This window comes from Rouxiella sp. WC2420 (genome assembly GCF_041200025.1).
Taxonomy (GTDB): domain Bacteria; phylum Pseudomonadota; class Gammaproteobacteria; order Enterobacterales; family Enterobacteriaceae; genus Rouxiella.
On record NZ_CP165628.1, the window covers coordinates 3981284 to 3995499 of the forward strand.

General features: G+C 51.7%; 11 protein-coding genes. 9 read left to right on the plus strand and 2 right to left on the minus strand.

Translation table 11 applies throughout. The annotated features are described in order from the left end of the window. The first annotated feature begins 1 nt into the window (after position 1). Genes galT through galM form a run of 3 tightly spaced genes read left to right on the plus strand, consistent with a single transcriptional unit; the run spans position 2 to position 3239 of the window. A complete protein-coding gene (gene galT / locus AB3G37_RS18415) occupies positions 2-1051 on the plus strand; it encodes a galactose-1-phosphate uridylyltransferase (protein ID WP_369788738.1) in 1050 nt (349 codons plus the stop codon). Further along, positions 1051-2199, plus strand: coding sequence for a galactokinase (gene galK / locus AB3G37_RS18420; RefSeq protein ID WP_369790994.1), 1149 nt, complete (start codon positions 1051-1053; stop codon positions 2197-2199). Before galT ends, galK begins: the two co-directional genes overlap by 1 nt. Continuing rightward, a complete protein-coding gene (gene galM, locus AB3G37_RS18425; RefSeq protein ID WP_009638881.1) occupies positions 2193-3239 on the plus strand; it encodes a galactose-1-epimerase in 1047 nt (348 codons plus the stop codon). The genes galK and galM overlap by 7 nt, the downstream gene beginning before the upstream one ends. Before the next feature lie 75 nt (positions 3240-3314). On the opposite strand, the gene AB3G37_RS18430 is transcribed toward galM, so the two are convergent. Beyond that, entirely contained in the window at positions 3315-5684 is a 2370-nt protein-coding gene (locus AB3G37_RS18430) for a TonB-dependent receptor domain-containing protein (RefSeq protein ID WP_369788739.1), read from the minus strand. A gap of 377 nt (positions 5685-6061) precedes the next feature. Between AB3G37_RS18430 and AB3G37_RS18435 the strand changes: the two genes are divergently transcribed. Together AB3G37_RS18435 and gpmA are read left to right on the plus strand one after the other, a co-directional pair. Continuing rightward, on the plus strand, positions 6062-6397 hold the full coding sequence (locus AB3G37_RS18435; protein ID WP_369788740.1) for a PsiF family protein: 336 nt from the start codon (positions 6062-6064) through the stop codon (positions 6395-6397). A gap of 143 nt (positions 6398-6540) precedes the next feature. Continuing rightward, a complete protein-coding gene (gene gpmA / locus AB3G37_RS18440; protein ID WP_009638884.1) occupies positions 6541-7293 on the plus strand; it encodes a 2,3-diphosphoglycerate-dependent phosphoglycerate mutase in 753 nt (250 codons plus the stop codon). Positions 7294-7389: 96 nt separating this feature from the next. Here gpmA and aroG read toward each other — a convergent pair whose 3' ends face one another. Beyond that, positions 7390-8442, minus strand: coding sequence for a 3-deoxy-7-phosphoheptulonate synthase AroG (gene aroG, locus AB3G37_RS18445; RefSeq protein ID WP_009638885.1), 1053 nt, complete (start codon positions 8440-8442; stop codon positions 7390-7392). A gap of 208 nt (positions 8443-8650) precedes the next feature. Here aroG and AB3G37_RS18450 point away from each other — a divergent pair, with 208 nt between their 5' ends. The 4 genes from AB3G37_RS18450 (at position 8651) to zitB (ending at position 13977) form a co-directional block, all read left to right on the plus strand. Further along, on the plus strand, positions 8651-8980 hold the full coding sequence (locus AB3G37_RS18450; protein ID WP_369788741.1) for a protein YbgS: 330 nt from the start codon (positions 8651-8653) through the stop codon (positions 8978-8980). Between the two features lie 121 nt (positions 8981-9101). Further along, the gene (locus AB3G37_RS18455) at positions 9102-9716 is read left to right on the plus strand and encodes a response regulator transcription factor (RefSeq protein WP_009638887.1); all 615 of its coding nucleotides are present in this window, start codon (positions 9102-9104) and stop codon (positions 9714-9716) included. Further along, entirely contained in the window at positions 9713-12913 is a 3201-nt protein-coding gene (locus AB3G37_RS18460) for a transporter substrate-binding domain-containing protein (protein ID WP_369788742.1), read from the plus strand. Before AB3G37_RS18455 ends, AB3G37_RS18460 begins: the two co-directional genes overlap by 4 nt. 53 nt (positions 12914-12966) lie before the next feature. Further along, on the plus strand, positions 12967-13977 hold the full coding sequence (gene zitB, locus AB3G37_RS18465) for a CDF family zinc transporter ZitB (protein ID WP_369788743.1): 1011 nt from the start codon (positions 12967-12969) through the stop codon (positions 13975-13977). Positions 13978-14216: the final 239 nt, after the last annotated feature.

Sequence of the window (14216 nt, forward strand, 5' to 3'; positions counted from 1 at the left end):
AATGTCTGATTTTGATCCCATCGAGCATCCGCACCGCCGCTATAACCCGCTGAGCGATCAGTGGGTATTGGTCAGCCCGCACCGTGCCAGGCGACCGTGGCAGGGTCAGCAGGAAACGCCTTCGCAGGAAACCTTGCCTAAACACGACCCAGACTGTTTCCTGTGTCCGGGCAATACTCGCGTGACCGGTGACGTCAACCCCGATTACCAGGGGACGCACGTGTTTACCAATGATTTTGCGGCGCTGATGCCGGATACGCCTTTTGCGCCGGAAAGCGAAGACCCATTAATGCGTTGTCAGAGTGCGCGCGGCACCAGCCGGGTTATTTGCTTCTCTCCCGACCACAGCAAAACCCTGCCTCAGTTGTCGCTGCCTGCCCTTGAAAAGGTCGTGCATACCTGGCAGGAGCAAAGCGCGGATTTAGGCAAAACTTACCCGTGGGTTCAGGTTTTCGAGAACAAAGGCGCGGCGATGGGCTGCTCTAACCCGCATCCGCACGGTCAAATTTGGGCCAACAGCTTCCTGCCTAATGAAGCTGACCGTGAAGATCGTCTACAGCGTCAATATCTGGCGCAGTATGGTTCTTCGATGCTGCTTGATTACGTGCAGCGCGAGCTGGCAGACGGCAGCCGAACGGTAGTTGAAACTGAACACTGGCTGGCGGTAGTGCCTTACTGGGCTGCATGGCCTTTTGAAACGCTGCTGCTGCCAAAAGCCAAAGTTCTGCGCCTCACCGAGCTTGGCGAAGCGCAAAGCAGCGATCTGGCATTGGCGCTGAAAAAACTCACTAGCCGCTACGATAACCTGTTCCAGTGCTCTTTCCCGTATTCAATGGGTTGGCATGGCGCACCGTTTAGCGAGGGTGATTACTCGCACTGGCAGCTGCATGCCCATTTTTATCCGCCATTGCTGCGCTCGGCGACGGTAAGAAAATTCATGGTCGGCTATGAAATGCTGGCTGAAACCCAACGAGACCTGACTGCCGAACAGGCCGCTGAACGTCTGCGAGCAGTGAGCGACGTTCACTATCGTGAAGCCGGAGTTAAATGATGGAATTGAAAAACAAAACCCTGGAAATCTTTGAACAGAAATTCGGCTATCCGGCCACCGTGACTATCAAGGCTCCTGGCCGCGTCAATCTGATTGGCGAACACACCGACTACAACGACGGCTTTGTACTGCCTTGCGCCATTGATTACGAAACGGTAATTGCCTGCGGTCAACGCAACGATCGCATTATCCGCGTTATCGCCGCAGATTATGAAAATGAGCAAGACGAATTCTCGCTCGACGATCCCATAGTCAGCACCAATGCGCTACCGTGGGCCAACTACGTGCGCGGGGTGGTCAAACATCTGTTACTGCGCAACAGCGAATTTTCCGGCGCCGATATGGTGATAAGCGGCAATGTACCGCAGGGCGCGGGCCTGAGTTCATCGGCCTCGCTGGAAGTGGCGGTCGGCCAGGCGCTGAAAAGTCTCTATGATCTGGATATCGACGGTGTACAACTGGCGCTAAACGGTCAGGAAGCAGAAAACCAGTTCGTGGGCTGCAACTGCGGCATCATGGACCAGCTGATTTCCGCATTGGGCAAAGAGAATCACGCGCTGCTGATTGACTGCCGATCGCTGGAAACCAAAGCGGTTTCGATGCCAAAAGATGCCTCGGTTGTGATCATCAACTCCAACGTGAAACGCGGTCTGGTCGACAGCGAATACAATACGCGTCGCAAACAGTGTGAAGAAGCGGCACGTTTCTTTGGCGTTAAGGCGCTGCGTGACGTGGATATTGCCTTGTTTGCCGCCAGGGAAGCCGGCCTTGATCCGCTGACTGCCCGTCGCGCACGTCACGTGATTACCGAAAACGATCGCACTCAGGCCGCCGCTATTGCCCTGAGCCACGGTGATTTGAAAACCATGGGCGTATTGATGGCGGATTCTCACGCCTCGATGCGTGACGATTTCGAAATCACCGTGCCACCCATCGACACGCTGGTTGAAATCGTTAAATCAGTTATTGGTGATAAAGGCGGCGCACGCATGACCGGCGGCGGCTTTGGCGGCTGCATTGTGGCATTAATGCCGAGCGAGCTGGTTGAAAAAGTGCGCAAAACCGTCGCTCATGAATATCACGCTAAAACGGGTATCAAAGAAACATTCTACGTTTGCCAGGCTTCAGAAGGTGCCAGCATATGTTAACACCAGTCGACACCCAGCGAGCCCCGGACGGCTCGCCATTTCAGTTGGTTACGCTAAAAAATCCTGCTGGGACAACGGCTACCTTTATGGATTGGGGTGCTACCTGGTTATCTTTGGTTCTGCCTCTGCAAGCGGGTGGACAGCGCGAGCTGCTGCTGGGCTGTCAGAGCCCGGAAATATATCCTCGGCAAACCGCTTATCTGGGCGCGACAGTGGGCCGCTATGCCAACCGCATCGCCCGTTCGCAGTTCCAGATCGACTGCAAACCGCATTTATTGGTTGCCAATCAGGGCGTCCACCAGCTGCACGGCGGGCCAGAGGGTTTTAACGCTCGTCGTTGGAAAATCCTTAACTATACCGAGCAAAAGGTGAGCTTCCAGCTGGTATCGCCAGATGGCGATCAGGGTTACCCTGGCGAGCTGACCGCCGAGGTTCACTACGTTTTGACCAATGATAACCGCCTGGAAATCAGCTACAAGGCGCAGGTTGATAAGCTTTGTCCGGTGAATCTGACTAATCACGCCTATTTCAATCTCGACGGCGAAGGTCACGACGTGCGTAAGCATAAGCTACAGCTGTTCGCAGAGCGTTTCCTGCCTATTGATAGCGACGGGATTCCGTGCGCTGATTTAACTTCGGTACAACAAACCGGGATGGATTTCCGCAAGCCGAAAACGCTGGCTCAAGATTTTCTCGCCGATCGCGATCAGCAACGGGTTAAAGGCTACGATCACGCTTACCTGCTATACGCCACCTGTAACGCCAGTGACAACGCGGCGGCGCACCTGTGGTCATCCGACGAAAAAGTCAAAATGTCGGTATTTACCTCGGCCCCTGCCCTACAGCTTTATACCGGTAATTTCCTCAACGGCACGCCGAACCGCAGCGGGGGGCAGTATGCCAATTACAGCGGCGTTGCGCTCGAGAGCGAATTCCTGCCAGATAGCCCGAATCATTCAACCTGGCCGCAGCCGAGCTGCTGGTTGAAACCGGGTCAGATTTATCGTTCAGCCACGGTGTATCAGTTTTTCGCGCTGTAACTTTTCACCGCGCATAAAAAAGGGCCATCTCGACAGGACGGCCCTTTGCTTATCTTGCCTTATCCATTGCCGAGATTAGAAGTCGACGTTCACACCCAGCTGGAAGGTTCTGCCCGGCATGGTTGCCAGAGCCAGATCAGACTTGTCCTGGGCGGTTGAAGTCTCGGTATCGCGAGTACTCAGGTAATCCCAGTATTTTCTGTCGGTGACGTTATAGATACCGCCGCTGATTTTGACGTTTTGCGCGACCTGCACATAGCCGGTCAAATCGACAATTCCGTAGCCCGGAATACGCGCATATTCGGTTGAGGAACTTCCCAGATTTCCGCCGGTATTGGTATAGCTTTCACGATTGGTTGGCGTTGCCTGCTTGCCTTTATTGAAGGTTGCAGTGACTGCCATGCCGTAAAGTTTCGACGGGTCGTCATAGGCCAGTCCAGTGACCAGTTTCATTGGCGCTACACTTTCCAGAGATACGTATTTATCCCCTTCATAGCTCGATTTCGATGCGCCTTTGGCATAACCGAACGCCAGACGGGCGCTTAAACCATCCACTTGCTGATACCAGGTGCCGAAGTTGAAACGGGCACTGAGGCTGGTGCCATAGATATAGGCCTTGTCGCGGTTTTCTGCTTCATACGCCGTATAAATGTTGCTCGGAATATTGGTAAATACCGCTGGGCTGCCGGATCGGGTATAGCGAGTGTAGGCGATAAAGTTTTTGTACTGACTGTAGAAGGCGTTGAGGTTAAAGGTGATCCCCGGCGTCGCCTCGCCTTTGATGCCCCACTCATAGTTGTTGCTGGTTTCGGTCTTCAGATTTGGATTACCGATTAGCGCATACTGAGCTGTTCCGGCGTAGCTTGAACTAAGGTTCCAGGAACCGTAAAGCTGGCTGGCATCCGGGAACTGTGCGCCGCGCTTGTATTGCAGATAGGTTTGCACTTTTGGCGCGATATCATAGATAAAGGCCAAAGACGGCAATAGCTCTGTGTCGCTGGTTTTGCTGTACAGCGTTGACAGCTCTGATTCCGACAGAGAACCACTGGCCAGTGCAGAAAGATCCTTAGGTTCGGATTTTTGGTAGGCCAATCGCAGGCCCGGCACTACAGAGAAATTATGCCCGCCAAGATCCCAGGTCATGGTGTCTTCGGCAAAAGCGCCAAATACGTAAGTGCGGCTATTGGCAGCCGGCTGCATGATATAGGTGTATGCACTTTGATTCGGCGACTGGCTAAACGGACGCTCAGTTTCAGAAATATTGCCGTTCATGCCCCAACGGAATTCGTGAATCCCCCAGGATTTGGCCATCTTGTTATCGAAACCCAGAGTGTGGGCATTCGAGTCTGAGAAGGTACGCACCATGCCGCTGCCGGTAGTCGTATTCGGGCCGTAGGTATTATCGTGCGCCTGGGTTCTTTGATAGAAAACGTGAGTGTCGATGGTGTCCACCAGCAGCGAGTACGGCGTCCAGTGATCCAGCAGGCTTGCGCTGAAACGTCGAGTTTCGCTGCTCTGATAATCCCTGCCGTTAATGGCGGTTCCTGCGGTGTTCCATGAGTCAAAATTGGTGTGATTTGTTTTCTGATAGAGATCGACGGTACCCGTCAGAGTATGAGTATCGGTCGCAGCCCAGGTTCCAGACGCCATCAGCGCGTCGGAATGCCAGTTAGCCGGATAGGCATCTCGCGTACCGCTATTGTTGCGCGTCTCTTGCCCGTCGCGGCGGCTCAGCACCACGATACCGCTGAGGTCGCGATCGCCACCGGCAACGGTAATGCCGTTGTGCCAGCTGCGGTTGGCCGAATCGTAATCACTCTGGTAACCAAAGTAGCTGTGCTTGCTGGCATTCAAATAATCGTCGGCGGTCTTCGGCTTGAAGGAAACTGCGCCACCAATGGCGGTGTTGGCGTAGGAAACGTTGGTCGCACCAGACTGAATATCGACGGTGCCGTACATATAAGGATCAATATAGTCACGGCCTATTCCAAAGGTGTCCTGCCCGGCGCGTCCGACATAAGGTCGCCCTGTGGCGTTAGGCTGGGCGATACCGTCAACGTCTATCGCCACGCGGTTGGATTCCAGACCACGGATGTTGTAACCGGTATAACCGCCGCGATCAAAACCGCTTTTGCCGACAGAAGATCCACCCGCTGAACCTGTGGCGCTCACCAGCGGCTGGTAACGCATAATAGTACCAAAATCATTGCCGCCATCACGTTGCATATCTTTGGCGGTAATCTTGGTTTCATCACCGGCCTTTCTTTCGATTTTTGGTGAAATAACGGTCATGACATCGCCGGTATCGGCGTTTTTATTATCTGAGTTATTAACCACTGGTGTAGAAACTGCATTTTCCGCTGCGACGGCACTCATAATCGAGCTGGCAACCAGGCTTAAAGACAGCAAGGTCTTAAGGTGACGTTTTCCCTTGTGTGGAGACATAAAAAAGGCCTTAGGAAGATTAGGATTATTATTTTACTCAGCCATTTTTCCAGCGAAAAAAGACAAATCATACGCACAGCAATACCCTGTTATTTATCAGGTTTTATATAATCAATACTCGTAATGAAAATGATAATAATTATCATAACCATTCACGTCAATAGAAGTTCACCGCTAAGTTCCGTGATTTTATGTAATTTTTAGGTAAGTTTTTGACAGGATAAAAAAACCGAGTTGTTACGATTGTTTAGCGATCATTTATCGAAAAATGTGATATCTATCCTCGCTGGACGGGAATTTCCCCAACCAATATTCAACAGTCCATCTACGCTTACAGAGTGTCCTGGTGAGCAGGACGTTTAAAAAAGGAATACGTTATGCGTCTACCCATTTTATTGTCATTGTTAGCTACGCTGTGCATCAGCGGCAATGTTATGGCCGCCGATGCCATGAAGGCCTCTTCCCCGGCTCAGGCAGCTCAACGTCAGAAAATGACCGACTGTAATCAGCAGGCCACCACGCAAAGCCTCAAAGGCGACGAGCGTAAGACTTTCATGAGCCACTGCTTGAAAGCGGAATCCAAAACCGGCGATAAAGCCATGACACCGCAGCAAAACAAAATGAAGACTTGTAACGCGGATGCTGCCAAAAAAGAACTCAAAGGTGATGCTCGTAAAACCTATATGAGCACATGTTTGAAAAAAGCTGCGTAATCAGCGGTAAAGCAAACTCCCATTAACGCGCAGCCTGCCAACTCGGGCTGCGCGTTTCGTTTATTGATTGCCGACGCGGGGGGTCAGGCCATATAATGATCACAGTCGTCATTTGGAATTTCAGTAAATTGAGGAGTTTAGCTATGGCTGTAACCAAGCTGGTTCTTGTAAGACACGGCGAAAGTCAATGGAACCAAGAGAACCGTTTTACCGGTTGGCATGATGTTGATCTTTCGGATAAAGGTCGTACTGAAGCAAAACAGGCAGGTCAACTGCTGAAAGAAGAAGGCTTCCAGTTTGATTTCGCTTACACGTCTGTACTGAAACGTGCAATTCACACTCTCTGGAGCGTGCTGGATGAACTGGATCAGCCATGGCTGCCGGTTGAAAAATCCTGGAAACTGAACGAACGTCATTACGGTGCGTTGCAGGGTCTCGACAAAGCTGAAACCGCTGCGAAATACGGCGACGAGCAGGTTAAACAATGGCGTCGCGGCTTCCGCGTTACTCCGCCAGAGTTGGAAAAAACCGACGAGCGTTTCCCCGGTCATGACCCGCGTTATGCAAAACTGCGTCCAGAAGAGCTGCCAACCACCGAGAGCCTGGCTCTGACCATCGAACGCGTTATTCCTTACTGGACTGACGTTATCAAGCCACGTCTGGAAAGCGGCGAACGCGTTATCGTTGCTGCACACGGTAACTCCCTGCGTGCGCTGGTAAAATATCTGGATAACCTCAGCGAAGATGAAATTCTTGAGCTGAATATTCCTACTGGCGTGCCGCTGGTTTATGAATTCGACGAGAACTTCAAACCAATCAAACGCTACTATTTGGGTAATGCTGACGAAATCGCTGCAAAAGCTGCTGCGGTTGCCAATCAGGGTAAAGCCAAGTAATTCAGTGCTGAACTGAATGCGAAAAAAAGAACGCCTCGGCGTTCTTTTTTATTGGCTGTAATTTGCCGGTATAACATTACCGGCATTGCGAAAGAATTATCCGCGACGCTGTTTTACAGAGTTCGCCAGATTACGCAGCAGAGTTTCAGTGTCTTGCCAGCCGATGCAGGCGTCGGTCACGCTTTGGCCATAAACCAGCGGTGCACCGGTATCCAGACTCTGATTGCCTTCAATCAGATTACTTTCAACCATCACGCCCATGATTGCCTGCTCGCCCTGAGCAATCTGACCGCAAACATCTTCACAAACTTCCATCTGCTTTTTGAACTGCTTGCTGCTGTTAGCGTGGCTAAAGTCGATCATAATCGAGGCTGGCAGGCCGCCTTTTTTAAGGCCTTCTTTCACTTCTTTAACATCTTCGGCGCTGTAGTTTGGCTTTTTTCCGCCGCGCAGAATGATATGGCAGTCGCTGTTACCGGCAGTATTGACGATGGCAGAATGGCCCCATTTGGTCACAGACAAGAAGCAGTGCGGCGCACCGGCGGCGTTGATCGCGTCGATCGCCACTTTAATCGTGCCATCGGTGCCGTTCTTGAAGCCCACAGGGCAAGAAAGCCCGGAAGCCAACTCGCGGTGAACCTGTGATTCGGTCGTTCTCGCGCCGATAGCGCCCCAGCTCATCAGATCCGCCAGATACTGAGGAGTGATCATATCCAGGAACTCTCCGGCGGCAGGTAATCCGGTGTCATTAATATCCAGCAGTAATTTACGCGCGATTCTTAAACCGTCGTTAATCTGGAAACTATTGTTCATTTGCGGGTCATTAATCAGACCTTTCCATCCCACGGTGGTACGCGGTTTTTCAAAGTAAACACGCATCACAATTTCTAACTCTCCGCGCAGTTCTTCGCGCAGGGTCAGCAGACGCGTAGCGTACTCTTTTGCCGCTTTCGGGTCATGAATGGAACAGGGTCCAATGACTACCAGTAAACGATCGTCATTACCCTTCAATATCTTATGGATAGCATTGCGCGCCTGGGAAACCGTTTTAGCGGCTTTATCCGTTGCGGGGAATTTTTCCAGCAGAGCAACCGGCGGCAAAAGTTCCTTAATTTCTTTGATACGTAAATCGTCGTTTTGATAATTCATAACTGTTCCATTGGGTATTTCAAAAAAGTGCGGTTCTGTTTTTCTAATCGCGACCAATCTAGCGGCAATGTGTACAGCTGTAAATCGACTTTCCGCCATTAATCGGCATTAATCTCATTGCTTACCCTTAATCATCGACTAAGCTTTTATATTGATAAGCATTTACAAGAATTGATGGTTGAAGCTCAAACTTATAAGGAGATAGCAAATGAAAAAGCTCGCAATAATACTTCTGACCGCAGGTTTGGCACTGAGCGCCGGTGCTTACGCCGAAGATGGCTCTGGTTCCAACAACAATGGTAACGCCAATGCGTCTGACAGCCCAGGTTCGATTCAGAAACTGGCACCAAACGGCGTTGATAACGGTAAAATTAATACCTCGAATACCAATGTCGCTCAGCAGTCGCCACATAAAAAAACGACCACGATGCACCATAAAACCAGCAAAAACAAAGACCACAAGATTACCATGTGTAAAGACGGTCGCTGCCCTAATCAAACTCCGGGCACCAAACAGTCTGCTGACACCGGCAAATAAGCCTTTTTTCAGGCAAATAATTACCGGTAAACAGGCTGCAGCTTAGCAGGTTTATGGCATTATCTGGTTCTATCCTGACGGGAGGCTTCGGCTTCCCGTTTTTATCTTTGCAGAGTGCCGCATGCCAAGGTTACTTTTAGTCGATGACCATCCTTTAGTAGAAGTTGCCATTGAGGCCGCACTACAACGTTCCGGCCGTGACTGGCAACTGCACAGTGTCGAGGACGACCAGGCTGCGATGGCCAATCTGGCCAGCTGTCAATATCAGTTGGTGGTGCTCGATATCGGCCTGCCGCAGGTTGACGGTTTGCAGCTGCTCAAACGAATCCTGCGCCACTATCCAGCTCAGTCAGTGCTGATTTATACCGCCCAGGAAGAAGAGGTTTATGCCAGACTGGCTTTTGCCGGTGGCGCGAGCGGCTTTATTAATAAAGGCCAGTCGATGAGCATATTGGTAGAAGCTCTTGAGGCGCTAAGTCGAGGAGAGACAGTGTTTCCAGCCTGGCTTGATCAAGATGCGGAAACGGATAACGACGACGCCAGTGGTTCTTTGACACCAAAAGAGTTGCAGATCATTGGTTTGCTGGCGCAGGGCCATTCTAATCTGCAAATTGCCAACATGTTGAATATCAGCAACAAAACCGTCAGCACCCACAAAAAGAATATCTTGCGCAAGACCGGAGCCAATAACCTCTTCGAGCTGGCTGCAGTCTACAAAGAATTGCAGAAGCCATGAAAAGCCTGAAGCTGCTGATATTGCTGGTAGGATGTCTGCTAATGCCCGCCAGTTATGCCGCGTCTGTCACCAATTACCATTTGGTCAGCACGTTGACCTTACCGACCGATATGTTGCTAAATGGCGTGCAAAATCCCTGGCGAGGAAAAACGCTGCGCGCGGGGATCCTCAGTGATAACAGCAGCCCGTATAATATCCTGATTGCCAACGATTATTACGGCTTGAATGCTGACTATCTCAGCTACGTGCAACAGGTTACTGGCATCCATTTTGCCATCAGTGGTTATTCCAGCCCGGAAGCCCTGCTCGAGGCGCTTAAACAGGGGCAGATAGACGCTATTTTTGGCGTGCCGCAAAACCAGTTGCCACCGGGCGTGTGGTCCAGTAAGCCCTATTACATTAGCCCGTTACGGGTGCTTCGCAGTCGGCAAAATGCTCGTCAAGTCATGGTCAATTCGCAGAGCGCGGAAATTGCCATCAGTAAAATGACCGGCATGGAAGCCTATGATCGCATTAGCAAACTCACCCACAGCATTCAGTCTTTCGACAGCAACCTGCAGGCGATTTACTCGCTGCTAAACGGCAAAAGTGATTATCTGATAGCCGACGAAGCCAGCGCCAGCTTCATTATCGACCAACTCCAACTCGGGCAAATTTATCAGGTCGAAACTACGCTCAATTTCGGCAGCCTGTCGTTCATTTTTTCAAGCCAGAATGCGCAGCTATTGGATGTGCTGAATCAGACCATCAGCGCGACACCGGTCGAGGTTATGAATCAGCTACAAGGCCGCTGGAATAAGCCAATCCCCAGCTATCTCGACACCGGCAACGCCGCGCTAACGCCCATGGAAGCACAGTGGGTGAAGCAAAATCCGCTGGTGCATTACGCGGCGACCGAAAACGATTACCCGTTCGTCTATCGCGGTTCAGATGGACAGCCGCACGGCTTTGTTGTTGATATTCTGAATATTATTGCCCAGAACAGCGGACTGCGATTTTCCCCGGTGTGGTCTGCCAATGAGCAGCAGGCGGATCAGGAAGTCGATCAACACAAAGCGGCTTTTCGCGCCGTACTTCCGCTGTTTGAACAGGCCAAACGGCAGTATGAAAGCAGCATGGCCTATCATCGCTCACTGTGGGGAGTGTACGTTCCGCAATCGGCAGGGAATGTCTCGACCTGGCAGGGTTTGAGCGGCAAACGTATCGGCGCCTTGCGTGGCGATCTGTCACTTTCGATTATTCCCGCTTCACTCAATGTGCAAATATTTAATGACAGCCCCTCGCTGTATAACGCTTTGGCCAACGGCCAGATAGATGCATTGGTTGATAACATTGTCACCGCCAACTTCACTGCCCTGTCGCGATATGCAGGGGTGATCAAGCTGGCATTTGCCGCCAACAATATTTCTTATCCGATTGCCTTCGGCGTACCGAAAAACGCCCCGCTACTGTTGGGTATTCTGGATAAAAATCTGCAACAGATCCCGTCGCAAACCCTGCAAACGTTGCGCGACCAATGGGTTAGCGATCGGCGTAACGTAATCGATGCGGTAAACGATAACCGCATGCAGCCGCAAACCACCTGGCTGCTAAGTCTGCTGGCGGCGGTGGTGGTAGTGCTATTGATTATTCTCTCTCGCCGCCTTTATCTGCAGCGTCGTGATAAACAGGAGCGACAGCGGCTGGACCTTGCGCGACGCCAGGCCGAGGAAGCCAACCGGTCTAAAAGTCATTTTCTGGCGACCATCAGCCATGAATTACGAACTCCCATGCACGCCATCCTCGGACTTTTAGAGCTGGAGCTGAAAGATGGGCGGCCAAACGGTGATAATCTGCCGCTGGTTTACAGCTCGGCTTCGTCGCTGATGAATCTGCTTAACGATTTACAAGACTATGCACGGCTCGATAGCGGCGTTTTGACACTTTCCCCGCAACCGCTGGCGTTGCGATCCTGGCTGTTGCAGCTGCCGAAGTTGTTTATTCCGCTCATTGGCCAGCGACCTATTGCCTTTACTCTGCATACGGTAGAACCGTTGCCCGAGGTAGTGCTGATAGACAGCAATCGACTGATGCAAATCATCAATAATCTGGTCAGCAATGCGATTAAATTCACCGAGTTGGGTCGAATTGATCTCACTCTGAGCTGGTTGACGGTAGAAGCCACGGCTGGTGAACTGCAGATTGTCATCAGCGATACAGGCAGCGGCATTGCAGCAGATGAACAGGAAAAACTGTTTCAACCATTTTATCGGGCGGCGGGAGCGCAGCGTGTCTCGGTGCAGGGCAGTGGCCTGGGGCTGTCGGTCTGCAAAGAGATTGTCGAGAAAATGTCGGGAACAATCCGGCTGACGTCAATCCTCGGCGAGGGGACGTCGGTAAACATTAGCCTGCCGAGCTCTACACTGCCGCTGAACGCCCTTAAGGAGCCTGAAGTGTCTTTCAGCGCGCAACAGGCCAGCCATGACTTGGTTTATCCATTGCGGGTAGCAGTAATCGACGATCACCCGACCAATTTACTGTTAATGCAGCGCCAGCTATTATCTTGCGGCATAGTGGCAAGCACTTTTGAAAGCGGCAAAATTTTCCTGCTTGCCTGCGCAACACAGACATTTGACTTGCTGTTTATCGATTACAATATGCCACGCCCTGATGGCGCGTTGCTCGGTCGATTAATTCGCCGACAAGAGAGACAGCACGGACGTTCTCCCTGTCATATCGTGCTGTGCTCGGCTGATGTACAAGAATTCACGCGCCTGCCGATTCAGCAGCTTGGGGTCAACGATTTCCTCACCAAGCCGGTATCGTTAGCGGCCATTCAGGCTATTCTGACATCGGTGTTAAACGCTCGTCAGGCCGAACTGGCGGCCTTCGAGGATAAATTACACGAGCGAGGCAATGGCAATCCTTCGCTGGTTAAACGCCTAATCGATACGCTCTATCAGACGCTTGGCGAGGATCGGCAAAAGCTGCTCGAGGCGGCGGCTGCAGAAGATTGGCCGTCGATGGCAAAGGCGGCGCACAGAATCAAGGGCAGCCTGCTTATTATCGGCGACGAGCATCAGGCTGCGCTGTGCCAGCGGTTAATCGAGGCCTGTCAACACGGCAAGAAACACCAGCAGGCCTATAATAAGGTAATCAATCTGTTGCAGACCTTGCTGCAACAGTTAGAAATTTTACGGAAAAGTGCGCAGACTTAGACGCCGATGCTGTCCAGCGTTTTATCAATACTTAGAAAATATAGGGAATAATAATGTCAGTTCGGTCTCTTTTACCTGAGGACAGGAACAGCCGCCGTTTGCTGCTGGCCTTCCTGGTTACCGTAGTCTTTATGGTGGCGGAAGTCTTTGGTGGCCTGATTTCGGGGTCGCTGGCGCTGCTCGCCGATGCTGGTCACATGCTGACCGATGCCGCAGCCCTGCTGATGGCGCTGATGGCGGTGCGTTTTGCGCGCCGTAAACCCAATTCACGCCTGACCTTTGGTTACTTGCGCCTGACCACCATGGCGGCCTTCGTTAACGCCGCAGCGCTGCTGCTGATTGTCGTACTGATACTGTGGGAGGCGATTCGCCGCTTTGCTACGCCGGAGCCGGTGCTGGGTGGCCCCATGCTGGCTATCGCGATTGCGGGTCTTTTTGCCAATCTGCTGTCTTTCTGGCTGCTACATCAGGGGGAAGAAAAAGAGAACATCAATGTGCGAGCCGCCGCATTACACGTTATGGGCGACCTTTTAGGATCAATTGGCGCAGTCGTTGCGGCACTGATCATCATGAATACTGGCTGGACACCGATCGATCCGATTTTATCGGTGCTGGTTTCGTGCCTGGTTCTGCGCAATGCCTGGGCACTGCTGCGCGAGAGTTTCCACGAACTGCTGGAAGGCACCCCCCAGGAAATTGATATTGATAAACTGCGTAAAGACCTGTCGCTAGTGATCCCCGAAGTGCGCAACGTGCATCACGTCCACGTCTGGCAGATTGGCGAGCAGCGTTTGATGACTCTGCACGCGCAGGTGGTTCCGCCGCACGATCACGACGGCTTGCTCGCTCGGATCCAGCATCATCTTTCTGAAAAATACAAAATCGGGCATTCGACGATTCAGATGGAGTTCGGTGCTTGTGAAATGTATGACTGCACGCTCAGCGACGAGGCTGCCACCGCGGCAGCTTCCGGGCATCACGGACACAATCATGCACACAGTCATGGCTCTACTGATGATCATGAGGATCACGACCACGCAGGCGATCACGGGCATCGTCACTGATCTTTAATCCTGCTGACCCGCGTTTAAAGCTGTTTTATAAAACGCGGGTTTATTGCAATCTCAATCCTGCAACAAGCATCGTCGACATCCCCCTTACCGCGGCCTTTCCAAGACCAATATCAACGCCAGCTCAACCAGTTGTTTGAAAACATCCCCTCATCAATACGGTTTATAAATCGTGTATCAATCCGTGTTTACACTTCAAAAATCACTGACAAAAAGCCAATACCTGCCTTTCT